Origin of the sequence: Herbaspirillum seropedicae (assembly GCF_001040945.1) — a bacterium.
In the GTDB taxonomy this organism is placed as follows: Bacteria; Pseudomonadota; Gammaproteobacteria; order Burkholderiales; family Burkholderiaceae_D; genus Herbaspirillum; species Herbaspirillum seropedicae.
On sequence record NZ_CP011930.1, the window covers coordinates 1,528,663 to 1,553,807 of the forward strand.

Annotated in this window: 21 protein-coding genes; 15 read left to right on the top strand and 6 right to left on the bottom strand. The window is 64.7% G+C overall.

What is annotated here, in order from left to right; translation table 11 throughout:
- Positions 1–3 precede the first annotated feature (3 nt).
- Together ACP92_RS06695 and ACP92_RS25170 are read right to left on the bottom strand one after the other, a co-directional pair.
- Positions 4–1,170, bottom strand: a complete 1,167-nt coding sequence (locus tag ACP92_RS06695) for an amidase family protein (protein WP_013233363.1) — start codon at positions 1,168–1,170, stop codon at positions 4–6.
- On the bottom strand, positions 1,167–1,289 hold the full coding sequence (locus tag ACP92_RS25170; protein ID WP_269147548.1) for a hypothetical protein: 123 nt from the start codon (positions 1,287–1,289) through the stop codon (positions 1,167–1,169). The genes ACP92_RS06695 and ACP92_RS25170 overlap by 4 nt, the downstream gene beginning before the upstream one ends.
- A 220-nt stretch (positions 1,290–1,509) precedes the next feature.
- On the opposite strand from ACP92_RS25170, the gene ACP92_RS06705 reads away from it, so the two are divergent.
- Positions 1,510–2,439, top strand: coding sequence for a LysR family transcriptional regulator (locus ACP92_RS06705; RefSeq protein ID WP_013233364.1), 930 nt, complete (start codon positions 1,510–1,512; stop codon positions 2,437–2,439).
- 47 nt (positions 2,440–2,486) lie between these two features.
- On the opposite strand, the gene ACP92_RS06710 is transcribed toward ACP92_RS06705, so the two are convergent.
- Positions 2,487–3,545, bottom strand: a complete 1,059-nt coding sequence (locus ACP92_RS06710) for a porin (protein ID WP_013233365.1) — start codon at positions 3,543–3,545, stop codon at positions 2,487–2,489.
- A gap of 324 nt (positions 3,546–3,869) precedes the next feature.
- Positions 3,870–5,396, bottom strand: coding sequence for a PAS domain-containing sensor histidine kinase (locus tag ACP92_RS06720; RefSeq protein WP_013233366.1), 1,527 nt, complete (start codon positions 5,394–5,396; stop codon positions 3,870–3,872).
- A gap of 227 nt (positions 5,397–5,623) precedes the next feature.
- On the opposite strand from ACP92_RS06720, the gene ACP92_RS06725 reads away from it, so the two are divergent.
- From ACP92_RS06725 to ACP92_RS06765, 9 genes are all read left to right on the top strand, one after another.
- Positions 5,624–6,784 (top strand): acyl-CoA dehydrogenase family protein, encoded by a 1,161-nt coding sequence (locus tag ACP92_RS06725; RefSeq protein WP_013233367.1) that lies wholly within the window; start codon positions 5,624–5,626, stop codon positions 6,782–6,784.
- 71 nt (positions 6,785–6,855) lie between these two features.
- Complete coding sequence (locus ACP92_RS06730) at positions 6,856–7,227, top strand: hypothetical protein (RefSeq protein ID WP_013233368.1); 372 nt, start codon at positions 6,856–6,858, stop codon at positions 7,225–7,227.
- Positions 7,228–7,229: 2 nt separating this feature from the next.
- Positions 7,230–7,973 (top strand): SDR family NAD(P)-dependent oxidoreductase, encoded by a 744-nt coding sequence (locus tag ACP92_RS06735; protein WP_013233369.1) that lies wholly within the window; start codon positions 7,230–7,232, stop codon positions 7,971–7,973.
- Positions 7,974–8,068: 95 nt separating this feature from the next.
- Positions 8,069–9,226: an ABC transporter substrate-binding protein gene (locus ACP92_RS06740; RefSeq protein ID WP_013233370.1), complete on the top strand. Its 1,158-nt coding sequence runs from the start codon at positions 8,069–8,071 to the stop codon at positions 9,224–9,226.
- A gap of 137 nt (positions 9,227–9,363) precedes the next feature.
- Complete coding sequence (locus ACP92_RS06745; RefSeq protein ID WP_013233371.1) at positions 9,364–10,398, top strand: branched-chain amino acid ABC transporter permease; 1,035 nt, start codon at positions 9,364–9,366, stop codon at positions 10,396–10,398.
- Entirely contained in the window at positions 10,395–12,278 is a 1,884-nt protein-coding gene (locus ACP92_RS06750) for a branched-chain amino acid ABC transporter ATP-binding protein/permease (protein WP_013233372.1), read from the top strand. The genes ACP92_RS06745 and ACP92_RS06750 overlap by 4 nt, the downstream gene beginning before the upstream one ends.
- Complete coding sequence (locus ACP92_RS06755) at positions 12,268–13,017, top strand: ABC transporter ATP-binding protein (protein ID WP_013233373.1); 750 nt, start codon at positions 12,268–12,270, stop codon at positions 13,015–13,017. Before ACP92_RS06750 ends, ACP92_RS06755 begins: the two co-directional genes overlap by 11 nt.
- A 19-nt stretch (positions 13,018–13,036) precedes the next feature.
- A complete protein-coding gene (locus tag ACP92_RS06760) occupies positions 13,037–14,098 on the top strand; it encodes a ketopantoate reductase family protein (protein ID WP_013233374.1) in 1,062 nt (353 codons plus the stop codon).
- 38 nt (positions 14,099–14,136) lie between these two features.
- On the top strand, positions 14,137–14,913 hold the full coding sequence (locus ACP92_RS06765; RefSeq protein ID WP_013233375.1) for a class II aldolase/adducin family protein: 777 nt from the start codon (positions 14,137–14,139) through the stop codon (positions 14,911–14,913).
- 9 nt (positions 14,914–14,922) lie between these two features.
- On the opposite strand, the gene ACP92_RS06770 is transcribed toward ACP92_RS06765, so the two are convergent.
- Together ACP92_RS06770 and ACP92_RS06775 are read right to left on the bottom strand one after the other, a co-directional pair.
- The gene (locus ACP92_RS06770) at positions 14,923–15,207 is read right to left on the bottom strand and encodes a hypothetical protein (protein ID WP_041310371.1); all 285 of its coding nucleotides are present in this window, start codon (positions 15,205–15,207) and stop codon (positions 14,923–14,925) included.
- Positions 15,208–15,741: 534 nt separating this feature from the next.
- Complete coding sequence (locus ACP92_RS06775) at positions 15,742–16,347, bottom strand: TetR/AcrR family transcriptional regulator (protein ID WP_013233377.1); 606 nt, start codon at positions 16,345–16,347, stop codon at positions 15,742–15,744.
- 145 nt (positions 16,348–16,492) lie between these two features.
- Between ACP92_RS06775 and ACP92_RS06780 the strand changes: the two genes are divergently transcribed.
- The 5 genes from ACP92_RS06780 (at position 16,493) to ACP92_RS06800 (ending at position 25,107) form a co-directional block, all read left to right on the top strand.
- Complete coding sequence (locus ACP92_RS06780) at positions 16,493–17,695, top strand: efflux RND transporter periplasmic adaptor subunit (RefSeq protein WP_013233378.1); 1,203 nt, start codon at positions 16,493–16,495, stop codon at positions 17,693–17,695.
- A 16-nt stretch (positions 17,696–17,711) separates the two neighbouring features.
- Positions 17,712–20,861, top strand: a complete 3,150-nt coding sequence (locus ACP92_RS06785) for an efflux RND transporter permease subunit (RefSeq protein ID WP_013233379.1) — start codon at positions 17,712–17,714, stop codon at positions 20,859–20,861.
- A 1-nt stretch (position 20,862) separates the two neighbouring features.
- Positions 20,863–22,359, top strand: coding sequence for an AdeC/AdeK/OprM family multidrug efflux complex outer membrane factor (gene adeC / locus ACP92_RS06790; RefSeq protein ID WP_013233380.1), 1,497 nt, complete (start codon positions 20,863–20,865; stop codon positions 22,357–22,359).
- Positions 22,359–22,973: a TetR family transcriptional regulator gene (locus ACP92_RS06795; protein WP_013233381.1), complete on the top strand. Its 615-nt coding sequence runs from the start codon at positions 22,359–22,361 to the stop codon at positions 22,971–22,973. Before adeC ends, ACP92_RS06795 begins: the two co-directional genes overlap by 1 nt.
- A gap of 406 nt (positions 22,974–23,379) precedes the next feature.
- The gene (locus ACP92_RS06800) at positions 23,380–25,107 is read left to right on the top strand and encodes a methyl-accepting chemotaxis protein (protein ID WP_041311610.1); all 1,728 of its coding nucleotides are present in this window, start codon (positions 23,380–23,382) and stop codon (positions 25,105–25,107) included.
- Positions 25,108–25,145 lie beyond the last annotated feature (38 nt).

Here is a 25,145-nt window from a genome sequence, read left to right on the forward strand (position 1 = left end):
ACGTCAGGGCAGGCGCTTGAGCACCTGTTCCAGATGCAGGCCCAGCGCGCAGAGGCGTTCATCCTCACCCTTGCGGCCGACCAGTTGCAGGCCGGCCTTGAGCGGGCTGCCGGCAATGGGCACCGGAATGCTCAGCGCCGGATGGCCGGACAGGTTGAAGGGGCGCACCAGCGAGGACAGCATCAGTACCGATGTCCCCTGGCGGATCGCTTCCAGCGTCGGCGGCAGCGCCGGCAGGGTGGGCAGCAGCAGGGCGTCGGCATCGGCCAGGGCGGCGTCGATCTCTGCGCTGAAGGCCGTGCGCACGGTTTCGGCGTGGGCGACTGCCGCGTCGCTGGTGCTGGCTGCGGCCGACAGGCGTTTCTCGATATCGGCGCCCAGCTTGCCCAGGCCCAGCAGATGGCCGAAGGCGTCGTGGGTCTCGCGGTTGATGAGGGTCATGCCGGCGTCGAAGGCGGCCTGCATGTGCTGCGGCGTCCAGGGCGAACCTTCCCAGCCGCTGGCGGCAAAGGCAGCGGCCACCGCCTCGGCGATCTCGGTATCGGCCTGCACGGTCACCAGCTTCACACGCGCATGGGCCGCAGGCGTGCTGGCGGCGGCGCGGTCAAAGCCCGGCGTGATGCTGGCCATGGCGCTGATGATGAGGTCCATGCTGCGTGAGAACGGTCCCAGGCAATCCAGGCTGCTGAGCGCCGGATAGGCGCCGGCGCGGCTGACGCGCCCGAAGCTGGGCTTGAAGCCAATCACGCCGCAGCAGGCGGCGGGCAGGCGGATCGAGCCGCCGGTATCGCTGCCGATGGACACATCCACCAGGCCCGCGCCGACCGCCGAGGCCGAGCCGCTGGAGGAGCCGCCGGTCATGCACGCGGGATCTTGCGGATTGACGGCGGTGCCGTTCCATTCATTGATGCCGGTCATGCCATAGGCCAGCTCGTGCATGTTGGCGCGCGCGGTGATCTGCCAGCCGGCCTCGAGCAGCCGGGCGACTACGTCGGCATGGGCGCTGGCCGGCGGCGCATCGGCCAGCGCGGCGCTGCCGCCGCAGGTGGGCTGGCCGGCGATGTCGATGCAATCCTTGATGGCCACCGTAGGACCGCTGCCGCCCAGGTGAAAGCGCGAGAGCAGGGCGTTGCCAGTGCCGGGGACGGTGCGTGGGGTGGCGGCGTTCATCCTGCCGCTCCCAGGCAGGCAATGCGCGCCTGCTGCTGCAGGGCGGCGACGGCGGCGCGGCCGCTGCGCTTGGGCAGCGGGGCGGGCTGGCGCGGGGTAGAACTGGGCTGAGGTGTCATGGCGCATCCATCTAAAAGTTGCCTTGCAGGCCGACAATCCGCGTCCGGCGCAGGATGCAGGCGGTTTCCCTGGCTGATGTGAAGCATTTTAAAAGTCGCCTTAAAATAGATCAAATTGATGTAAAATATTTTTCGCATAAGCGGCATGGATAGTGATGGCCGCTTTCCTTTATCGGGCTCAGGCCCCTCGCGACCCCAGCGACCCCATCCGGAGACTGCAATGGCGACCTTCAACAACATGGACCTGAACCTGCTGCGCGTCTTCCAGGCCATTGCCGATGAACGCAGCCTGACGCTGGCGGGCAATCGCCTGCACCTGTCGCAGCCGGCGGTGAGCTATGCGCTGGGGCGCTTGCGGCAGATCTTCGACGACCCGCTGTTCATCCGTACCAAGGAAGGCATGCAGCCCACCCCGGCCGCGCTGGAACTGGCCAAGCCCATCAACCGAGCCTTGCAGGCCGTGCAGGATGCGCTGCGCTATACCGAGCGCTTCGACCCGGCCCAGAGCACGCGGGTGTTTCGCGCCTCGATGACGGATGTGGCCGAGATGATGTTCCTGCCGGACCTGTGCGAAATCCTGACGGCCCAGGCGCCGGACGTGCGTCTGCAGGTCGAGCAGGTGCCGCCGGCCCATCTGGAAGAAGCGCTGCGCACCGGCCAGCTCGACTTCGCCTTCGGCAACCTGCCGGCCTTGAAGCCCGTGACTTGTCACGAACTGCTGTTCCGCGAGACCTATGTCTGCCTGATGCGTCAGCGCGATGGCTTGCCGCAGCGCGCCCAGCTGGAGCTCGATGAATTCCTGGCGATGTCGCATGTGCTGGTGGAGTCGGCCGAGAGCAGCCACCACCAGGTCGAGAATTCCTTCCAGAAGCTGGGCGTGCAGCGCCGCATCAGCCTTTCCATTCCGCACTTCACGGTGCTGCCGCGCATCCTCGGCAAGTCCGACCTGGTGGCCACCGTGCCGGCGCGCATCGCCCGGCTCTTCCATAGCGAACATCCGGGGGTGTTCGTCTCCTACCAGTTGCCGGTCAACATTCCCGTGGTCGAGGTCACGCTGCACTGGCACCAGTCCTTCGACCATGACGCCGGCAACAGCTGGTTGCGCCAGATCGTCATCGACCTGCTGCAGCAATACGGCCGCAGCAGCTGAGGCTGCTGCAGCCGTCGTCATGACCGCCGGATGTGGCAACAGCAGCGTCAGAAGCGATGACGCATGCCCAGGCGCAGCGCGGTCTGGTTGCCGGTGGCGGACTGGATGCCGCCGCCGAAGACCGGATAGGCGTTGTAGCCCTTGTCGCGGTCATAGACCGCGCCCACGTAGAGATCGGTGCGTTTGGAGATCTTGTAGTCCACCGTGGCCACCAGGGCCTGGGCATTGCCCACGCCCTGGTTGCGCTTCTGGAACTGGTAGGCGGCGGCCAGATCCCACAGCGGCGTCAACGCATAGACCGTACCCAGTTCATAGGTAGTGGCCTTGGCGCTGGTATTGGTGTTCTTGACCTGGGTGACCACGCCGAAGGGCGTGAAGGCGCCGATCTGGTAGCGCGCACCGCCACCGTAGATGCGGGTGGAGAAGCTGCCGGTGCTGTCCTTGATGTCGGTGTAGGCCAGCGCGCCGCTGAAGGGGCCGTTGTCGTACTGGCCAGTGGCGCTGACGGTGCGACCGGCATTGTTGTTGCCAGCGGTCTCGCCCAGGCCGACCATCGCCCCGAAGCTGAAGCCGCCGAACTTGGCGCTGTTGTACTTGATCGAGTTGTTGGTGCGATCGCCCGCATAGATGTGGTTGTTCAGCGCCGTGCCGTGCGCCGCGTCGGCATGCAGGCCCCAGCCGAAGGAGCCGGCCGGCGACAATGCGCCCATGGCGTACTGGCCGCCGATGTTGGCCATGAAGTCGTACTGGCGGCCCACGCTGAGCGAACCCCATTGCGTGCTGCCCAGGCCGACGAAGGATTGGCGGCCGAACAGGAGCCCGCCCTGGCCCAGGCTGCCGTCATCGGCGCCGAAGCCGGTTTCCAGCGTGAAGAAGGCATTCATGCCGCCGCCCAGGTCTTCGGTCCCCTTGAAGCCGATGCGGCTGCCCTGGGCGATGCCGCTATCCATGCGCAGCAGTCTGGCGCCACCGCCGCCGCTCTTGGGGGCGCTGGAATAGTAGGTCAGGCCGAGGTCGATCAGGCCGTAGATGGAAACGCTGCTCTGGGCATGCGCCGTCGTCGCGCCGCCCGCGAGCATCGCGGCGACCAGTAGTGTCTTCTTCATGTAGCAAGCTCTCCCTGTGTGCTGTATGGCTGGCGGCGCTGCGAAGCAGGCCGCTGGCTGTGATACGCGGTCTTGCCGGACTGCGTGGCGGACATGACGGTGGGGTGTCATGTGCAGGCATCATAGGAAGCGCATTTGCGTCAGATCAAATTGATACAGCGGATAGCGTCAATAAGCCTGGTTCATGCGCGCGCCCGGCAGTGGCCGTTTTCTCTGCTCCGGTGCATCAAGGTACGCGCAGGCAATGAATTCATGCGCGCTGGCACCATGCAGGTGCGCATGATCACCAAGGCGGCGCGTGCGCGGCGGCGGCTAAAGGATTCTTTAGTTGTGGCGCTGGACCAACGGTAGCGTGAAACAGAAGCGCGTGCCGCGCACCTGCGCCGGCTGCGCCCAGATATCGCCACGATGGCGCGCAATGATGTTCTTGCACAGCGCCAGCCCGATACCATTGCCGCTGACCTTGGATGAAAAGAAGCCATCGAAGAGACGCTCGCGATGACCGGCATCGATGCCGCGTCCTTCGTCGGCCACCGTCAGGAGCGCCTGCTGATCCTTGCGCGCAAGGCTGATGCAGACGCGCCGCTGGTTTTCCGGGAAGTGCGACATTTCCTCGATGGCGTTGAAGGCCAGGTTCAGGATCACCTGGCCGATCAGGACTTTCTCGCAGCTCACCACCAGCGCTTCTTCACTGGCTTGCACCTCCAGCTGGACCCGGCCTTCGGCGGCGCGCATCTCGATGAACCAGCGCACCTCGGCCAGCACTTCATTGAGATCGATGAGGCCCTCGCTCTGCTCCAGCTTGACCACGTATTCGCGCACGCTCTTGATGATGGCGGCGGCATGGTCGACCTGGCGGCCGGCGCTCTCCAGTCCCCAGATGATCTGGCCGGCCTGCTCGCGCAGGGCCTCGCTGTGATTCAGGCGCAGCACCGAGCCTTCCAGGAAATTGCGGATCGCCGCCAGCGGCTGTGACAGCTCGTGGGCAATGGCGGTGGCCATCTCGCCCATGGCGTTGTGGCGCGCCAGGTATTCCAGCGCGGCCTGGTCGCGGCGACGCGCTTCCTCGGCCTCGACCTGGTCGGTGATGTCGTGGAAGTGCAGCAGATGGCCCTTGAGGTCGTTCTCGATCTCGATATAGCGGCACACCGCATGGTGCCAGCGCACCAGTCCATCCTTGCGGGCGATGCGATAGCGCAGCGGGAAGCTGATCGCGTCCGGCAGCGCCAGCGTGAGCAGTTCCTGCAATTCCTCCTGCGAATCGGGCAGGCATTGCTCGACGAAATTCTTGGGCGGATTCTGGCCGGGTCGCACGCCCAGCAGCTTGCGGCCCGCATCGCTGAGATACTCGATGCCGCCATCGGGACGCAGCACCGCCACGCCTTCATCGGAGTCCTGCATGAATTCCTTGAGACGGCTTTCCAGCTTCTTCATCTCGCGCCGTATCTGTTCCTCGCGGGCGATATTGCGGAACTGCACCATGATGACATCGCGCTCGGTCAGCGGCACCAGCGTGGCGATCGCCTCGGACAGGATCTCCTCGCCGTTCTTGGCGCGATAGCACCATTCCACCATGTTGCTGCCATGCAGCGTGGCGTCGTGCAGCCACTTGCGGCCGATCTCGCGGCGATACTCGTGCGATTGCCGGCTCATGTCCGGCGCCTTCAGCGGCAGCAGCTCTTCCAGCGTAAAGCCCAGCACCTGGCAGGCCGAGGGATTGGCCCAGAGGATGGACTTGGTCTGGGCGTCATGCAGGATGATGCACATGGGCAGTGCATCCATCATGCGGCGGAAATCATCGAGGCCGAAACGGATGGGATCGTCCTCGGGGGCGGCAGTGGGTTCTGGCATGGGCGTCTCGTTGGTCTGGTTCCTGCCTGACGGGAAGCGCGCCCTGGTGCAGTCATGCAGTCATGCCATCCTGCAGTGGGGTCACGGCGTCCAGGCAGGGCGTCTAGGGGATTTCTTTAGCGCACTCATCCTCTTCCCCTAAAAAAGCTGCAGCGCTCCCGATTGAACCGGGATACGCCGCTCCCTACACTCGACTTCATTCTGATGCAAGCCACCTGGAGAATGCAATGTCCGTGATGGAAAACCCGGCCGCGCTGGCGGCCCGTGAAGAAGACGCCCTGGCTCCGCTGCTGGCCGAGATCCGCGCGCGCCGCGATGAGTTCGCCGCCCAGCGCTTCGTGCCCAAGGATTTCATCGCGCAGTTGAAGAAGGCCGGCGTCTATCGCGCCGCCACGCCGCAATGCTTCGGCGGCAGCGGCATGTCGCCCATGGGCTTTCTGCAATTGATCGAAAGGATTTCCGCAGCCGACGCCTCCGTGGGCTGGGTCGCCAGTTTCGGTTCGGCCTCGGTCTACCTGGCCGCGCTGCCCAGGGAAACCCAGGCCAAGCTCTACGCCAAGGGACCGGACCTGACCTTTGCCGGCGGCCTCTTCCCGATCCAGCCCGCCACCCAGGTCGAGGGCGGCTGGATGGTCGATGGCACCTGGAAGTTCGCCAGCGGCAGCAAAGGCGCTGACGTGCTCGGCGTGGGCATCGGTGCGGCCGTTCCCGGCCAGGCCGGCTCCAAGCCGCGCACCGCTGTGCTGCCGCCGGAACAGGTCGAGATCATCGACAACTGGGATGTCATGGGGCTCTTGGGCACCGGCAGTCACGACCTCAAGGTGTCACAGCAATTCGTCCCCGAGGAATGGACCTTCATCCGCGGCGGCGAGCCCACCATCGATGAGCCGCTGTATCGCTATCCCACCATCGCCTATGCCGCGCAGGTGCTGGCCGTGGTCAACCTGGGCGTGGCGCGCGCGGCCATCGACGAGATCAACCAGATGTCGGGCGGACGCGTGGCCATCACGGGCGCACCCAAGCTGGCCGACCGCTCCTACGTGCGCATCGAAGTGGCCAAGGCCGAAGCGAAGCTGCGCTCGGCGCGCGCCTTCCTCTATGACGCCACCGGCGAAGTATGGAATTCCATCCTCGCCGGCAATCCGGTCACGCCCGAGCAGGTCAGCCTGTTGCGCCTGACCGCCGTGGAAATCGCCAAGGTCGGCAATGAAGTCACCCAGGCCATGTTCGGCCTGGCCGGCACCACCGCCATCTACAGCCACCACCCGCTGCAGCGCTACCTGCGCGACGCCGCCGTGGTCAAGCAGCATGCCTTCCTGGGCGAGGGCATCTATGACGGCGCCGGGGCGGTTACGCTGGGCGTGCCGCCGATGCCGGGCTTCCTGTAAGCCGCTGAGTCCTTTCTTCTTGCGTACCTTTACGTATTTACTGATTACCCAGTTATCACCCCGGAGCCTCCATGAGCCAAGTCCCCAGCAATGATAAAGAACCGCTGCGCGTCCTCTTCTGTGTCGGCGTGACGCAGAACTTCTTTGACCTGCCCGCCACCGAGACCGGTCCGGTGTGGCAGGCCTATGGCCAGATGATGACCGCCCTGGCCACCATGGAGGGCATCAAGGTGCTGGGCACCATGGATGATGACCGCCTGATGGTGGGCAAGTCCGATGATGCGCCCTGGACCTTCTACATCATGGCCGACGTGGCCGACCTCGACACGGTGGTGGCCGCCTGCAACCTGTTCCGCACCACCATGGTGGGCCAACACCGGCTGTGGAAGTACGGCAAGATCGAAGCCCGCGTGGGCCGCGCCCTGATCATCCAGGGCGCTTGATCATGGACAAGAAGATTGCGCTGGTCACCGGCGCCGCGCGTGGCCTGGGGGAAAGCATCGCGCGCAAGATGCACGCAGCCGGCTACAAGGTCGCGCTGGCGGACATCGATCTTGAACAGGTCTCGGCGGTAGCCGCCAGCCTCGACGCCAGCGGCGCCACGGCCATGCCGCTGGCGCTGGACGTGCGCCGCAAGCCCGACTTCATCGCCGCCTGCGACGCCATCGAACTGCGCTGGGGCGGGGCGGCGGTGCTGGTCAACAATGCCGGCCGCTCACGCGTGGCGGCGCTCATGGAGATCACTCCCGAGGAGTGGGACGAGGTCACCGCCATCAACATGAAAGGCACGTTTCTTGCGTGCCAGGTGTTCGGCAAGCGCTTCGCTGATCGTGGTTACGGCCGCATCATCAATATCGCTTCATTGGCCGGCCAGAATGGCGGCACCGCCACCGGCGCGCACTATGCCGCCGCGAAGGGCGCGGTGCTGACGCTGACCAAGGTCTTTGCACGCGAACTGGCCGGTGCGGGCGTGACGGTCAATGCGATCTCGCCGGGGCCGCTGGATTTGCCCATCGTGCGCGAGATCGTCCCGGCCGACAAGCTGGCCGCGACCATCGCCACCATTCCGGTCAAGGCCCTGGGCGAACCGGACTTCATCGCTGACGCCGTGCTGCTGCTGGCTTCGCCAGAGGCGGGGTCGGCCACCGGCGCCTGTCTCGACATCAACGGCGGCCTGTACATGCGTTGATGCCGAGCGGTCTTGCGCTGCTCTCGATTTGCTGTTCCAGATGGATGACGCCTCGGGAAAGCCCGTCATCCTCGCCACCAACAAGGGAGAAACACATGCTGCACAAACGCCTGATTGCCGCTGTCGTACTGCTGGGGATGAGTTCGCTGGCCATGCATCCTGCCCTGGCCCAGGTCAAGGTCGGGGTCGTGACCTCGTCCACCGGACCGGTTTCGCTGGTGGGCATTCCACAAAAGAATACGGTGCCGCTGCTACCCACCAAGATCGGCGATCTCAAGGTGGAGTACATCTCGCTGGATGACGCCAGCGATCCGACCAAGTCGGTCACCGAGATCAAGAAGCTGATCGCCGAACACAACGTCGACGCCATCATCGGCCCCAGCGGTTCGCCCAATGCCATGGGCGTGATCTCCTTCGTTGCCGAAGCCGGCGTGCCCTTGCTTGCGCCGGTGGGAACGGCTGCAGTGGTGCTGCCGATGACCGAGCAAAAGAAGTGGGTCTTCAAGACCACCCAGAACGATGACCTCATCGCCAAGGCGCTGGTGGACCAGATGGTCAAGACCAAGGTCAAGACCGCCGGCTTCATCGCCGTCAACGATCCCTTCGGCGAGAACTGGGCGCGGGTCTTCAGCGACCTGGCCGCCAAGAACAACATCAAGATCGTCGCCAACGAGCGCTACCAGCGCACCGATACCTCGGTGACTGCGCAGAGCCTGAAGATCGTTGCCGCCAATCCCGACGCCGTGCTGGTAGCCGCGCCGGGAGCGGCCACGGTGCTGCCGCAGACCACGCTGTTCGACCAGGGCTACAAGGGCAAGATCTACCAGACCCATGGTGCGGCCTTGCCGGCCTTCCTGCAACTGGGCAAGAACAAGGTCGAAGGCACCATCCTGGCGGCCAGCCTGATGCTGGTGCTGCCGGAGATCCCGGACAGCAATCCTTCCAAGAAGGTCGCCACGGACTACATCGAGGCCTACAAGAAGATGTACAACGCCGTGCCGGCCACCTTCGGCGCCAATGTCTATGACGCCGGCCTGCTGCTGGAAAAGGCCATTCCGGTCGCCGCCCGCAAGGCCAAGCCGGGCAGCAAGGAATTCCGCGCCGCCCTGCGCGATGCGCTGGAGAACACCAAGGAAGTGGTGGGCACCCAGGGCGTCTACAACATGAGTGCGACCGACCACAGCGGATTCGATGACCGTGGGCGTGAACTGATCACCGTCAAGGGTGGCAACTGGGCGCTGCTCAAACAATAAGAACGGTGCTTGCTTCGCTGTCCTGGCCTCCACCAAGGACGGCGGAGTTTTTCCTCTCCACACGCATCCCGAACCTGGCGCGCCGCTCCTGGCGATCTGGCTGCTCTGCAGCGCGCCGGCTCCACAAGGAAGTCGCAATGAATCTCCAAATCGTGGCGCTGCTGGGACAGGACGGCATCACCAACGGCGCGATCTATGCGCTGTTGGCGCTGTCCATCGTCCTGGTCTTCACCGTCACCCGTATCCTCTTGATTCCGCAGGGCGAATTCGTCTCCTTCGGCGCGCTGACCATGGGCATGATGCAGAACGGCCAGCCGCTCACGGTGGCCTGGCTCTTGGTGGCCATGTGCCTGGGCGCCTGTGCCTTCGATCTCTACGACATGTGGCGCACCAGTCGCCGCCGTCCCAGCCTGTGGCTGCCGGCCAAGCTGGCCTATGCCGCCGTGGTGGGCGGGGTGGCGCTGTCGGTCAACTTCGCCACCCTGCCCATGCTGGTGCAGATCGCCATGACGCTGCTGTTGCTGGTGCCGCTGGGACCGCTGATGTATCGCATGGCCTTCCAGCCCATCGCCACCGCTTCGCCGCTGGTGCTGCTGATCGTCTCGATTGCCGTGCATGTGGCGCTGGTGGGCGTGGCGCTGCTGGTGTTCGGCCCGGAAGGGGCGCGCACCGCGCCCTTCACCGAGGCGGCGCTGGAGCTGGGCAGCCTGCGCTTGTCCAGCCAGGCGCTGTGGGTGATCTGCGTATCGCTGCTGTTGATCGTGGGCCTGTTCCTGATGTTCGAACGCACCCTCTACGGCAAGGCCTTGCGGGCGGCTGCGCTCAATCGCATGGGGGCGCGGCTCATGGGTATCTCGCCGGTGTTTGCGGGCAAGGCCATGTTCCTGCTGGCGTCCTTGATCGGGGTGATGTCGGGCGTGCTCATCGCGCCCATCACCACGATCTACTATGACTCCGGTTTCCTGATCAGCCTCAAGGGCTTCGTCGGCTCCATCATCGGCGGGCTGGTCAGCTACCCGCTGGCGGCCGCCGGCGCCCTGGCCATCGGCCTGATCGAATCCTTCTCCACCTTCTGGGCCAGCGCCTACAAGGAAATCATCGTCTTCGTGCTGATCATTCCCATCCTGCTATGGCGCTCTCTCACCACCCGTCATGTGGAGGAAGAAGAATGAAGACCTCTGCCTTCTCGCTGTCCCCGCGCGTCGCGCTGGGCCTGTTCATCGTATTGCTGGCGCTGGCGCCGTTGGTGCTGCCGCCGTTCTACATGACCTTGTTGAACAACATCGGCCTGGCCTCGCTGGTGGTGCTGGGACTGGTGCTGCTGACCGGCGTGGCCGGGCTGACCAGCTTCGGCCAGGCGGCTTTCGTCGGGCTCGGGGCCTACTTCTCGGCAGCGCTGTCGGCCAAGGTGTTGCCGCTGCCCGAGGCCCTGCTGTGGTTGCAATCGCCGTGGCCGGCGCTGGCCGTGGCGCTGGTGCTGACGGCCTTGCTGGCCTTTGCCGTGGGCAGCGTCACGCTCAAGCTCTCCGGGCATTACCTGCCGTTGGGCACCATCGCCTGGGGCATCAGCCTGTACTTCATCTTCGGCACGCTCGAGAGCATGGGCGGGCAGACCGGCATGTCGGGCATTCCCTCCATTGCCTTCCTGGGCGTCGTGCTCGATTCCGACCGCGCCATGTTCGGCCTGATCTGGGTGGCCGTGCTGCTGGGCGTGGCGGCCTTGCGCAACCTGCTGGATTCACGCGAAGGGCGGGCCATCCGCGCGCTCAAGGGCGGCATCGTGATGGCCGAGGCCATGGGCGTGAACACGGCGCGCATGCGCATCGTGGTCTTCGTCATCGCTGCCGTGCTGGCGGCGCTGTCGGGCTGGCTGTATGTCCACATGCAGCGCTTCGTCAATCCTTCCCCCTTCGGCCTGGGCTTTGGCATCGACTATCTCTTCATGGCGGTGCTGGGCGGGGCCAGCCATGTGTGGGGCGCGGTGCTGGGCTCGAGCCTCATCGTGGTGCTCAAGGAATGGCTGCAAGGCCTGTTGCCAGTGGTGCTGGGCCGCTCCGGCAACTTCGAGACCATCGTCTTCGGTCTCTTGATCGTGGTGCTGCTGCAGCGCTCGCGCGAGGGGATCTGGCCTTACCTGGCGCGGCTGGCGCCGGTGCGCACGCGCCGCCTGGTGATCGATGCCCAGGCCGAGGCGCTGCCGCGCCGTCCCATGCCTACGCCGCAGGAAGTGGTGCTGGATGTGCGTAGCGTCACCCGCAAGTTCGGTGGGCTGGTGGCCAACAACAACATGAGCCTGAAGGTGATGGCCGGTGAAGTGCTGGCCCTGATCGGTCCCAATGGTGCGGGCAAGTCCACGCTCTTCAACCAGATCTCGGGCGTGGATACACCGACCTCGGGCAGCGTGCAATTCCGCGGGCAGGAGGTCACCGGTCGTGGTTCACGCCACATCGCCGGGCTGGGCATGAGCCGCAGCTTCCAGCATGTGCGCCTGATGCCGCGCATGACGGTGCTGGAGAACGTGGCCATCGGCGCTTACCTGCGCGGCCAGCGTGGTGTGCTGGCGTCGATGCTGCGCCTGGACCGCAAGGAAGAAGCACGCATCCTCGCCGAAGCCGCCCGCCAGATCGAGCGGGTGGGGCTGAAGGCGCAGATGTACGAGCTGGCGGGCGCGCTCTCGCTGGGCCAGCAGCGCATCCTGGAAATCGCCCGGGCGCTGGCGGCGGACCCCTGCCTGTTGTTGCTCGATGAACCGGCGGCCGGCCTGCGCCTGGGCGAGAAGCAGGCGCTGGCGGAACTGCTGCGCAAGCTGCGCGGGGAGGGCATGGCCATCCTGCTGGTGGAGCACGACATGGACTTCGTGATGGAACTGGTGGACCGCATCGTGGTGATGGATTTCGGCCAGAAGATCGCCGAGGGCTTGCCCGCGGATATCCAGAACAATCCTGCGGTGCTGGAAGCCTACCTCGGTGTGGCCGATGAAGAGGCCGATGAAGGAGCCACCGCCGCGCAACCCGACACCGCCATGGCGGCAGGAGCACATCATGGGCAATAAGGTACTGGAAGTACGTGACCTGTCAGCGGCCTACGGCAAGGTCGAGGTGCTCGCCGGCATCGACCTGTCGGTGGAGCAGGGCAAGATCGTGACGGTCATCGGTCCCAATGGCGCGGGCAAGACCACGCTGCTCTCGGCCATCATGGGCGTGCTGCCCTCGCGCGGGGCGATGGCCTTCGACGGCGCCATCCGCCACTCGCCAGAAGTGGAAGAGATGGTCGCGGCCGGCATGACCCTGGTGCCGGAAAAGCGTGAGCTGTTCGCCGAGATGAACATCGAGGACAACCTCATGCTCGGCGCTTTTCAGCGCTATCGCACCGGCCAGCGCGATCATGCCGCCACGCTGGAGGAGGTCTATACGCTCTTCCCGCGCCTGCGCGAGCGCCGCAGCCAGCAGGCCGGCACGCTCTCTGGCGGGGAGCGCCAGATGCTGGCGGTGGGCCGTGCACTGATGGCCAAGCCGCGCCTGCTGATGCTGGACGAACCCAGCCTGGGCCTGGCGCCGCTGATCGTGCGCGAGATCTTCCGCATCATCGCCGAGCTGCGCCGCCGTGGCGTCTCCATCCTGCTGGTGGAGCAGAACGCGCGCGCCGCGCTGCAAGTGGCCGACTATGGCTACGTGCTCGAGAACGGCGCGATCCGCATGCACGGTCCGGCCAGCCAGCTGGCCCATGACCGCCGCGTGATCGAGGCTTACCTGGGCTTGTCCGGCAAGCACCAGGACAAGCTCGCTGGCTGAACCGGAGCAGGGAGCTTCCATGAGTGACGATTCCATTTCCCCTTCTGCCCCTTCTGCCCCGCTGCGCATCTGCATCGCCGGCGCGGGCGCCATCGGCGGTACGCTGGCAGTGCGCCTGGCCGCCGCCGGCCATCAGGTGAGCGTGCTGGCGCGTGGCCAGACCTTGCAGGCCATTCGTGAACACGGCCTGACGCTGCACGACCTGCATGGCACGGCCCACGCCCGGCCAGCCGCCGATCATCGGCCCTCGTTCGGCGTGCAGGACGTGATCTTCCTCTGCGCCAAGAGCCAGGACATGGCGGGCCTGCTGCCGCAGGTCGCGCCGATGGTAGGCGAGACGACGGTGGTGATCCCCACCAACAACGGTGTGCCCTGGTGGTATTTCCACCGCGAAGGCGGACGCTTCGATGGCCAGACCGTGAAGGCCGTCGATCCCGAGGGCGCGCTGGCCGCAGCGCTGCCCCTGGCGCAGATCATCGGCAGCGTGCTGTTCATCACCGCCGAGGTGGAGAGTGCCGGCGTGATCCGCTCCGTCAATCCTCATCTGATGGTGCTGGGCGAGCCTTCCGGCGAGATGAGCGAGCGCCTCCTGCGGGTGCGTGCGGCGGTCGAATCGGCCGGCATCGAAGCCCGCGCCACCGACCGTATCCGCGACAAGCTGTGGACCAAGATCATTGCCAACATCAGCACCAATCCGCTCTCGGTCATCACCCAAGGTACGCTGCAGCAGCTGTACGGTTTGCCGGAGTTGCGCGAGGTGGTCAGCCAGATCATGCGCGAGACCCTGCTGGTGGCGTCCAGCCATGGTGCGCGGGTGGATATCGATCCGCTCACCTTCCTGCAGTTGGGCGAGGCCATGGGGGCTTTCCGTACTTCCATGCTGCAGGACCTGGAACGCGGCCGTCCGCTGGAGCTGGCCGCCATCGGCGACGCCGTGCTGGAGATGGCCGAGCGTTACGCCATCCCGATGCCGATCACCCGCGCCATCGTTTCGCTGGCGCGCTTTCGCGGCGAAGCGGCGCAACAACAGAGAGCGCCGCAGACACCAGCAGCGCCGCAGCCGGCGGCGCGGGCTGCCTGAGCAGGATCACTGATTCAGAGGATCAAGGAGTGACATCGATGGACATCATGCAATACAGCTATGGGGCCGTGCAGCCCGCCCATTGCAGCGACGAGGAATGGGCGCTGCGCATCCAGTTGGCGCACTGCTATCGCCTGGTCGATTACCTCGGCTGGACCGAGATGATCTTCAACCACATCTCGGTGCGCGTGCCGGGGCCGGAGCATCATTACCTGGTCAATCCCTTTGCGCTGAACTACAACGAAGTGACCCCGGCCAACCTGCTCAAGGTCGGCCTGGATGGCCACCTGGCCGAGCCCTCGGACTACCAGGCCAATCCCGCCGGATTCGCGCTGCACAGCGCCATCCATGGCGCCCGCGATGACCTGCGCTGCGTGATCCACACGCACACCACGCCGATCTCGGCGGTGACGATGAAGAAGAGCGGCTTCGCGCACAACGACTTCTACGGCGCGCAACTGTTTGGGCGCATCGGCTATCACGACTTCGAGGGCATCACCCTGTTTGCCGAGGAAAAGGAGCGCATGCTGCAAAGCCTGGGCGAGAAGCACATCCTGGTCTTGCGCAACCATGGGGTGGCGGTGTGCGAGAGCGATATCGAGCGCGCCTTCTTCCTGCTGTGGACGGTGCAGCGCGCCGCCGAGATCCAGGTGGCGGGTCGATCCATGGGGGGCGAGGATCAGGTCTTGCAGGATGACGTGCGGCAGAAATGCGCGGACCTGACCCAGCAGCTCATTCGCAATGACGGGTTTGCGGTGATTTTCTTTGCGGCGATTGTGCGCAAGATGTTGAAGGGGCTGTATCAGGTGCATTGACGGCGCAAGCTACTTGCATTTTCCGCTGGCGGCCCGGTACAGGATGCCCGGTAGCGCAAGCAAGCCGCCCGCTTGGTTCTCGCTCAGGCAGTCGGGAATGGCCGCTTCCCGGATGCCTTCGGCCAGGACATCCTTTGGCCTGGAGAGCGTCAGCTTGCGGTCGGCGGGATCGGGCGTGTTGCTGTTCGGGTGCAAGCCTCTGGCCTTGCTGGCATTGGCAGGCAAGCTCAGCACCAGGCCGCTATCCTGTCCGCCCGTCGGCGCTGGGGGCAGATCATGGTTGTCCGCAACCATGCCATCGCTCTTCTGGGGCCTGCTTGCAAGCGCTGCCGCGCTGGACGACTGCGCCGCTGCATCAGCAGCGTGGTTGGCAGGTGGCGGGGCCAAGCGTGGCCGGGTGGCAGCAGGCTTTGCGTTGGCCGGAGGCAGCGGGGAGGGCGATGGGAGGGATGGTCTTGGCTGGACATACAGGATGCCGGTGAGGGGACGCGGACCATCGATATCGCGCTGGTCTGAAAGGGATTGCTGGGCGATAAACACGACGCCCCCGGCGTGGAGCAAGATGCTGGCGATGATTCCCAATAGCCATGGTCTAGGCATCCCTTTCCACTGAGTCATCGTACGCATCCTTTTGTCCCCAAGCTCGCGATGAGCTGACAGCTGCTCGTCTGAATTTCTCGGCGCTGAGTGCAGCTCCGGTAGACCGTGCACTCCCCCCCAAGGTTGAGGGCGTCAGTCTCCGGTCCCTGCTGGACTTGCTCAATGGAAGGATTTCTATTTTTCGCGGGTTTAACTATCAGCGCTCACCGTCGCCCAGCTGAGCGCCGATCAATCCACAGCATAGGCCGCCAGGAAGGTCTCCACCGCCCGACCGACCATACGCTTCATGCGCGGTCGAGAGATCGCGCTTTCCAGTCCCAGCATCATCGGCTTGACCGTTTCGCAATCAAGCAGGGCGCATAGCTGCAGCGTAGCCAGCATGGGGTCGGCCTGCTTCAGGCGACCGGCTTGCATCTGCCGGCTGAGGAAGGCGGCGATGCGCTCCATGCCCAACTTCGGGCCGCTTTCGTGGAAGCGCCGGCCAATGTCGCTGCGGCCGGATTCGGCCACGATCATCCTGTGGGTCTGCAAGGTGCTCTCCTGGCACAGGAAACTGACCGCCTTTTCGCCAAATACCTGCAAGGTCTTCTGCAGATCGCCGGTGTCTTTCTCCAGAGCCGCCAGGGCCGGCTCCATCTGTTTCTTCGCCTGTTCGTGGGTGACGGCCACGAACAGTTCTTCCTTCGATTTGAAATAACTGTACAGCGTCCCCTTGGAGCCGCCGATGCGCGCTGAAATGCCCGCCATCGACGCGCCTTCGAACCCTTCTTCCAAAAATACTTCGGCCGCAGCGGCAAGAATGGCGTCGCGCCGCTCGGCAGTCTTTACCCTCATTTACAAGTCTCCATCATCAGTGCTGCTACGTGTCTTTTTCGTACAGATGTGTTCAGTATTGCTTGACCGGCTGGAATATGTCAATTAATAATACCGTACAGTTCGGTATCGTTATAAACATATCTTCCCTTCCGGAGAATCCTTCATGCGCACACCTCCCATTCCCAAGCCTGTCGCCGCGCTGACTGCGCTGGCCATCCTCAGCGTGCTCAGCGCTTGCGGCAAGCCGCCTGGCGGTGCGCCGCCTGCCGCTGGCACGCCGGTGCTGGGCGTGGTGACGGTGCATGCGCAGCCGGTGGAATTGCACACCGAGTTGCCGGGCCGTACCTCGCCCTACCAGATCGCCGACGTGCGCCCGCAGGTCAATGGCATCATCAAGGCGCGCAGTTTCCGTGAGGGCAGTGATGTCAAGGCGGGGCAGGTGCTGTACCAGATCAATCCGGCCAGCTACCAGGCCGCTTATGACAGCAGCGTAGCGGCCCTGGCCAAGGCCGAGGCCAGCGTCAGGACGGCCCGCCTGAAGGCCAGCCGCTACAAGGAGCTGGTCGCCATCAAGGCGGTCAGCCAGCAGGATTACGATGATGCCGTGGCCTCCCTGGGCGAGGCGGAGGCCGATGTCGGGTCGGCCCGCGCCAATGTGCAGACCAGTCGCATCAATCTCGATTACGCCAGGCTCGACGCGCCCATTTCCGGTCGCATCGGCAAGTCCAGCGTGACGCCGGGCGCGCTGGTGACGGCCAACCAGACCACGGCGCTGACCACCATCCAGCAGCTCGATCCCATCTATGTGGACGTGACCCAGTCCAGCACCACCTGGCTCAACCTGAAGGAGGCCCTGGCCAATGGCCAGCTGGAGAAGTCGGGCAATGGCGCCAAGGTCAGGCTGGTCCTGGAAAACGGTCGTACCTATGCGCAGGAAGGAACCCTGCAATTCTCTGATGTGACGGTCAACCAGGACACCGGCGCGATCACCCTGCGCGCGATCTTCCCCAATCCCAAGACCGACCTGCTTCCGGGCATGTATGTGCGTGCGGTGTTGCAGGAGGGCGTGCGCCAGCAGGGCCTGCTGGTGCCGCAACAGGCGGTCAGTCGCGATGGCGCGGGCAAGCCGGTGGCCTTCGTGGTCAATGCCCAGGGCGTGGTGGAGCAGCGTGCGCTGGTGACGGACCGCGCCATTGGCGACCAATGGCTGGTCAGCAGTGGCCTCAAGGAAGGGGATCAGCTGGTGGTCGATGGCCAGCAGCGCGCCAGTGCGGGGGCCAAGGTGAAGGTGGTGCCGTGGACGCCCAAGGCCAGCCTCGCCAGTGTGGCCAACACCGCTGCCAGCGCTGCCGCTGGCGCGCATTGAACAGCGAGGACAGATCATGGCCCGCTTCTTCATTGACCGCCCCATCTTCGCCTGGGTGCTCGCCATCATCGTCATGCTGGCCGGCATCGTCTCGGTGCTGACCTTGCCGATTGCCCAGTATCCCGCCATCGCACCACCGGCCATCGCCATCACGGCCAATTATCCCGGCGCATCGGCCAAGACGCTGGAAGACACCGTGACCCAGATCATCGAGCAAAAGATGAAGGGTCTGGACCGCCTCAGCTACATGGCCTCCACCAGCGAATCCTCGGGCAGCGTGACCATCACGCTGACCTTCGAGAACGGCACCAATCCAGACACGGCCCAGGTGCAGGTGCAGAACAAGCTCTCGCTGGCCACGCCCTTGCTGCCTTCGGAAGTGCAGCAGCAGGGCATCACGGTGACCAAGTCGGCCACCAACTTCCTCAACGTGCTGGCCTTTACCTCGGAAGATGGCAGCATGAGCGGTTCGGACCTCTCCGATTACGTGGCGGCCAATGTGCAGGACGCCATCAGCCGGGTGGAGGGGGTGGGAGATACGACGCTGTTTGGCTCGCAATACGCCATGCGCATCTGGCTCGATCCCAACAAGCTCAACAGCTATGGCTTGACGCCCCTGGACGTGAAGAACGCCATCCAGGCGCAGAACGCCCAGGTGTCATCGGGCCAACTGGGCGGCCTGCCGGCTGCGGAGAACCAGCAGATCAACGCGACCATCACCGCCCAGACGCGCCTGCGCACGGCTGACCAGTTCCAGAACATCGTCTTGCGCACCCTCACCGGCGGCGCCCAGGTCAAGCTGCGCGATGTGGCCCGCATCGAACTGGGCAGCGAGAGCTATACCTCGGTGGGTCGCTACAACGGCAAGCCTGCGGCCGGCTTGGCCATCAAGCTGGCCACCGGCGCCAATGCGCTCGATACCGTCAAGGCCATCGACAAGCGCGTGGCCGAGCTGGAGAAGTTCTTCCCGACCGGCATGAAGGTGCAGAAGCCCTATGACACCACGCCCTTCGTGCGCATCTCCATCGAAGAAGTGGTGCGTACTCTCATCGAAGCGGTGGTGCTGGTGTTCCTGGTGATGTACCTGTTCCTGCAGAATTTCCGCGCGACCCTCATCCCGACCATTGCCGTGCCGGTGGTGCTGCTGGGGACCTTTGGCGTGCTGGCGGTGTTCGGTTTCACCATCAATACCCTGACCATGTTTGCCATGGTGCTGGCCATCGGCCTGCTGGTGGACGATGCCATCGTGGTGGTGGAAAACGTCGAGCGGGTGATGTCCGAAGAGGGCCTGCCACCCAAGCAAGCCACCCGCAAGTCCATGGGCCAGATCAGCGGCGCACTGGTGGGCGTGGCGCTGGTGCTGGCGGCGGTGTTCGTGCCGATGGCTTTCTTCAGTGGGTCTACCGGGGTGATCTATCGCCAGTTCTCCATCACCATCGTCTCGGCCATGACCCTCTCGGTACTGGTGGCCCTCGTGCTCACGCCAGCGCTGTGCGCCACGCTGCTCAAGCCAGCGGCCAAGGGCCATGCGCTGGCGACGACCGGTTTCTTCGGCTGGTTCAACCGTCAGTTCGACCGCAGCAATATCCGCTACCAGGGCATCGTGCGCCACATGCTGGGACGCGGCTGGCGCTACATGGCCGCTTACGCCGTGCTGCTGGCGCTGGTGGTGGCGGGCTTCATGAAGTTGCCGGTGGGCTTCCTGCCGGACGAAGACCAGGGCACGCTGTTTGCCATCATGCAGTTACCCTCGGGCGCGACCAAGGCGCGCACCGATGAGGTGATCCGCCAGGTCGAGCAGCATTTCCTGGTGGACCAGAAGGAGGCCGTCTCCGGCGTCTTTGCGGTGTCCGGCTTCAGCTTCGCCGGCAGCGGCCAGAACATGGGCTTTGCCTTCATCAAGCTCAAGCCCTGGGATGAGCGCAAGGGGCCGGGACTGTCGGTGACCGACGTGGCGGCCAAGGCCGGTGCGGCCTTCGCCAACATCCGTGATGCTCGTGTGTTTGCCTTCGCGCCGCCGGCGGTCTCTGAACTGGGCAACGCTACCGGCTTCGACCTGATGTTGAAGGATGAGGCCAATCTCGGTCATGCCGCCCTGATGCAAGCGCGCAACCAGTTGCTGGGCGAGCTGATGCAAGACAAGCGCCTGGTGGCGGTGCGCCCCAATGGTCTGGAAGATACGCCGGAGTTTCGTCTGAGCGTCGATACCGACAAGGCCGGCGCGCTGGGTGTAGCGATGTCCGACATCAATGACACCATCGCCACCGCTTGGGGCAGCAGCTACGTCAATGACTTCATCGACAAGGGCCGGGTCAAGAAGGTGATGCTGCAAGGTGATGCGCAGTACCGCATGCTGCCCTCCGATGTGGATCGCTGGTATGTGCGCAACAGCGCCGGCACCATGGTTCCGTTCTCGGCTTTCTCGACGGCCTCGTGGACCTCGGGCTCCCCCCGCCTGGAGCGATATAACGGTGTGCCCTCCATGGAAATCCTCGGCATGGCGCTGCCGGGCGCAGCCTCCAGCGGCGAGGCCATGGCCATCGTCGAAGCGGCGCTGGCCAAGATGCCGCCGGGCATCGGTTATGAGTGGACTGGCCTGTCGCTGCAGGAAAAGGCTTCCAGCGGCAAGACCGGCATCCTCTATGGCGTTTCCATCCTGATCGTGTTCCTGGCGCTGGCGGCCTTGTATGAAAGCTGGGCGGTGCCGTTCTCGGTGATCCTGGTGGTGCCGCTGGGGGTGTTCGGGGCGCTCTTGGGCGCGATGCTGACCTGGAAGATGAACGACGTCTACTTCCAGGTGGGGCTGTTGACTACCATCGGCCTGGCCTGCAAGAACGCCATCCTGATCGTCGAATTCGCCAAGGATCTCTACGAGCACGGCAAGAGCCTGGTGGAGGCCACCATGGAGGCGGTGCGCATGCGACTGCGACCTATCCTGATGACTTCGCTGGCCTTCATCCTGGGCGTGCTGCCGATGGTGCTGGGCAGTGGCGCTGGCGCCGGTGCGCAGCATGCGCTGGGCACGGCGGTGATTGGCGGGATGCTCTCGGGCACGGTGCTGGCGGTGTTCTTCGTGCCGCTGTTCTTCGTGATCATCATGACACTGTTTGGCCGCAAGCCGGCTGACGCGCCGCAAGGCCAACCTGCCATTTCCCCGGAGCATTGAGATGAAGCCTTCCCTTTCTACCCGTTCCCCGGTGCTGCCCATGATGTTGCCGGTGATGCTGGCCATGCTGCTGGGTGGCTGCACCCTGATGCCTGACTACCATCGTCCCGACGCCCCGGTGGCGGCGCACTTTGCCGGCGCCGACAGCAAGAACGCAGCCGGCGCCAGCAGCGCGCCAGTGGTGGCCGATATCGGCTGGCGCGATGTCTTCACCGATCCTTCCTTGCAGCAGGTCATTGCGCTGGCGCTGGAGAACAACCGTGACCTGCGCGTGGCCGTGCTCAACATCGAGAAGGCGCGCGCCCAGTATGGCGTGCAGCGCGCGGCCCTGTTCCCCTCCATTAAGGCGGCCACCAGCGAAACGGCCAGTCGCACACCGGGCGATCTCTCCAGCACCGGCAGCGCCCTGACCAGCCGCAGCTATACCGCTACGCTGGGCTTCAGCGCCTACGAGCTGGATCTGTTCGGCCGCGTGCGCAGCCTCAAGGAGCAGGCGCTGCAATCCTTCCTCTCCACTGCCGAGGCGCGCCGCAGTACTCAGATCAGTCTGATTGCCGAAGTGGCCACCGCCTGGCTGACCCTGGCGTCGGACCAGGATCGCCTGCGCCTGGCCCAGGACACCCTGGAAAGCCAGAGCAGCAGTTACGCGCTCACGCAACGCAGTTTCGAACTGGGCTCGTCCTCTGCACTGACCCTGCGGCAGGCCCAGACCAGCGTGGAGAGCGCCCGCGTGGATGTGGAGAGCTATACCGCCCAGGTCGACCAGGACCGCAATGCGCTGGTGCTGTTGGTGGGCAAGGACTTGCCGACAGCGCTGTTGCCGCAGGGCCTGCCCGATACGCGGCTGGCTGCGGCCAGCCCGCTGGCGACCATCCCACCGGGACTGCCCTCGGACCTGCTGCAACGGCGCGCTGACATCGTGCAGGCCGAACGCGACCTGCGCGCGGCCAATGCCAACATCGGCGCGGCGCGCGCGGCCTTCTATCCCAGCATCACCCTGACCGTCAATGCCGGTACTGCCAGCGCCCGTCTGGCGGGCTTGTTCAAGGGGGGATCGGGATCGTGGAGCTTCGTGCCGCAGATTTCCCTGCCCATCTTCGACGGCGGCGCCAACCAGGCCAACCTGGATATCGCCACCGTCAGCCGCGACATCTCGGTGGCGCAATACGAGAAGGCCATCCAGACCGCCTTCCGCGAAGTCTCCGACGCCCTGGCCCAGCGCAATACCCTGGGCCGCCAGCTACAGGCCCAGGAGGCGCTGGTGCAGGCCAGCGACGAGGCCTTCCGCTTGTCGCAGGCGCGCTACCACAGCGGGGTGGACAGTTACCTCACGGTGCTGGATTCGCAGCGCACGCTGTACTCGGCGCAGAAGAACCTGATCGGCACCCAGCTCTCGCGCTGGACCAATCTGGTGACCTTCTACAAGACCCTCGGTGGCGGCTGGGTGGAGCGTACGGGAACGCCGGCGGCCAGCGATATTGCCACGCAGGAGCCGTGATGGCGCGCGCCGACCAGACCCGGGCGCTCCTGCTCGATGCCGCCCTGGCGGCCTTCGCCCGACGTGGTGTGCGCGCCACCACGCTGGAACATGTGGCGGCCAGCGCGGCGTTGACGCGGGGGGCGGTGTATTGGCATTTCCCGGACAAGAAGGCGCTGGTGACGGCGGTCTTCGAGGAGATGCGTTGGCCCTTCGAGCTGGGTGAGGATCTGTCGGCTTACCATGCCTGCGACAATCCGCTGGGCTTGCTGCGCGAAGTCCTGTGGCTGCAGATGCGTCAAGGCGTGGCCGACCTGCGGCAGCGTCGGCGCATGGAAATCGTGCTGCGCTATCGGGGCACGCCCGAGCTGCCAGAAGAGTTGTCGCTGCGTCTGGAAACGATGATCCTGCGTGCCGTGAGCGAGCTGACCGCGGTCATCAACATCGCCTATGAGCGCGGCACCTTGCGACGCGGGCTCACGCCCATCGACGTGGCGCGCAGCATCGTGGCCGCCAGCCTGGGTGTCATTGCCGAAAACATGGATGATGCCCAGGCCGCACCGGAAGGCTATTTCTATCTCACCCCAGGGCTGGTGCTGGTGGGGGCCAGCACGCTGGCGCTGGAGGACGCCTGAGCGGCCAGGGCAGGGTGAGTGGCGACGGGCTTTCCTGTCTGTGTTCTCGCCATGATTTAATCGTTTATATCAAATGTATCGATTTATCGTGGTTATTTTATAAAAGCGGGGAGGGTGTTGCCGCCCTGCAAGCGCTGATCAATCCCCGTTACTCCTGTCGGGTCGACCGGTGGCGATTCCGTTTGATGCTCCATCAGGCCAGTGTTTGGAGGGATTTTCTTCCCCTCGTCGCCAGGTCGGCTGCTTGCCTTTCCAACAAGCTGTGGCGGCAATGCCTCGCCAAAACTCATATAAAAACATATTTATCGAATATATTAAATAAATCGTTTACAGTTGTCTGGACGAGTTCGTGAATCGGGCTCAACTTCGCGACCGCGCGAAGAAAACCACTCAATAGGGGGCGATGATGAAAATTTCGGATATGAAGATCAGTGTGCGGCTGGGGGCGTGTTTTGCTGCATTGATCGTGGTGATGTGCGTCATTGCCGGGGTAGGCGTGAAGAACCTGCTGATGGTGAGCGATGCGACCGATGAGATCGTCAACGACCGCTACGTGAAGGTTGCGCTGGGCACCCAGATCACAGACAAGGTCAACACCGGCGCACGCAGCCTGCGCAACGCCATCATGGCGCGCAATCCGGAGGAGCAGAAGAAGTATCTCGATCGCATGGATACCTATACCAGCCAGGTGAGTGAGCATCTGGCGGAGATGGAAAAGCGCACCAATACCCCCAGGGGCAGCGAGTTGCTGGCGGCGCTCAAGCAAGCCCGCGCCGATTACAGCAAGGAGCGTATCAAGGTCGTTGACCTGATCCACCAGCAAAAGCGCGATGAGGCCACTGCCCATCTCTTCGACAAGACCATCCCGGTCCAGGATAAATATTTTGCGGCGGTCAAGGAGATGGTGAGCTTCCAGTCCTCCTTGATGGACAAGAGCGCGGAGCGCGCCAGTGCCGCCTCCAGTTCGGCCATCAACATCATGCTGGTGCTCTCCGGCGTGGCCGTGCTGTTGTCGGCCTTGTGCGCCATGCTCATCACGCGCTCCATCACCCGGCCCCTCAATGAAGCCGTGCAGGTGGCTACCGCCGTGGCGGCCGGTGACCTGACGGTGCAGATCGAGGCCACTTCCAAAGATGAGACCGGCGCCTTGCTGGGCGCGCTCAAGTCGATGAATGACAACCTGCACCGCATCGTCGCCGAGGTGCGCGCCGGTACCGACACCATCAATACCGCTTCCAGGGAAATCGCTACCGGCAACCTCGACCTGTCCTCGCGCACCGAGCAGCAGGCCGGGGCGCTGGAAGAGACCGCCTCGGCGATGGAAGAGCTGACCTCGACCGTGCGCCAGAACGCCGACAACGCACGCCAGGCCAATACCCTGGCCGAGACCGCCTCGCAGGTCGCCATCCAGGGCGGCAGCGTGGTCGGTGAAGTGGTGCAGACCATGGGGCAGATCAACGATGCCTCGCGCAAGATCGTGGACATCATCAGCGTCATCGATGGCATCGCCTTCCAGACCAATATCCTGGCCTTGAACGCGGCGGTGGAAGCCGCGCGTGCCGGCGAGCAGGGGCGCGGCTTTGCCGTGGTGGCCTCGGAAGTGCGTACGCTGGCGCAACGCAGCGCGGCGGCGGCCAAGGAAATCAAGTCCTTGATCGACGCCTCGGTGGAGCGCGTGGAAAGCGGTAGCCGCCTGGTCGGCCAGGCCGGGGCGACGATGGAAGAAGTGGTCGCCAGCGTCAAGCGCGTCACCGATGTGGTCGCCGAAATCACTGCGGCCAGCGGTGAACAGAGCGATGGCATCGAGCAGATCAATCAGGCCATCGTGCAGATGGATGAAGTGACGCAGCAGAACGCGGCGCTGGTCGAGCAGGCTGCCGCGGCGGCGCAGTCCTTGCAGGAACAGTCGGGCCGGTTGTCGGACACGGTGGGCATCTTCCGTCTCGGCAACGACCACGCCCATCAGCCCTCGCCGTTGTCAGCGCCGGTGCAGCGCAGTGTGCAGGTCGCACCGGCCCGTCCAGTCCTGGCGCGCAAGCCGGTCACGCGCACCAGTGCGCCGGCCAAGTCCATCCCGGCGGCCCAGCCGGTCGCCCAGGCCGCCCTGGCCGATGGGCAGTGGGAGCAGTTCTGAGCAATCCCGAGCAGTCCGCTGCAAGGCGGACTCACGCA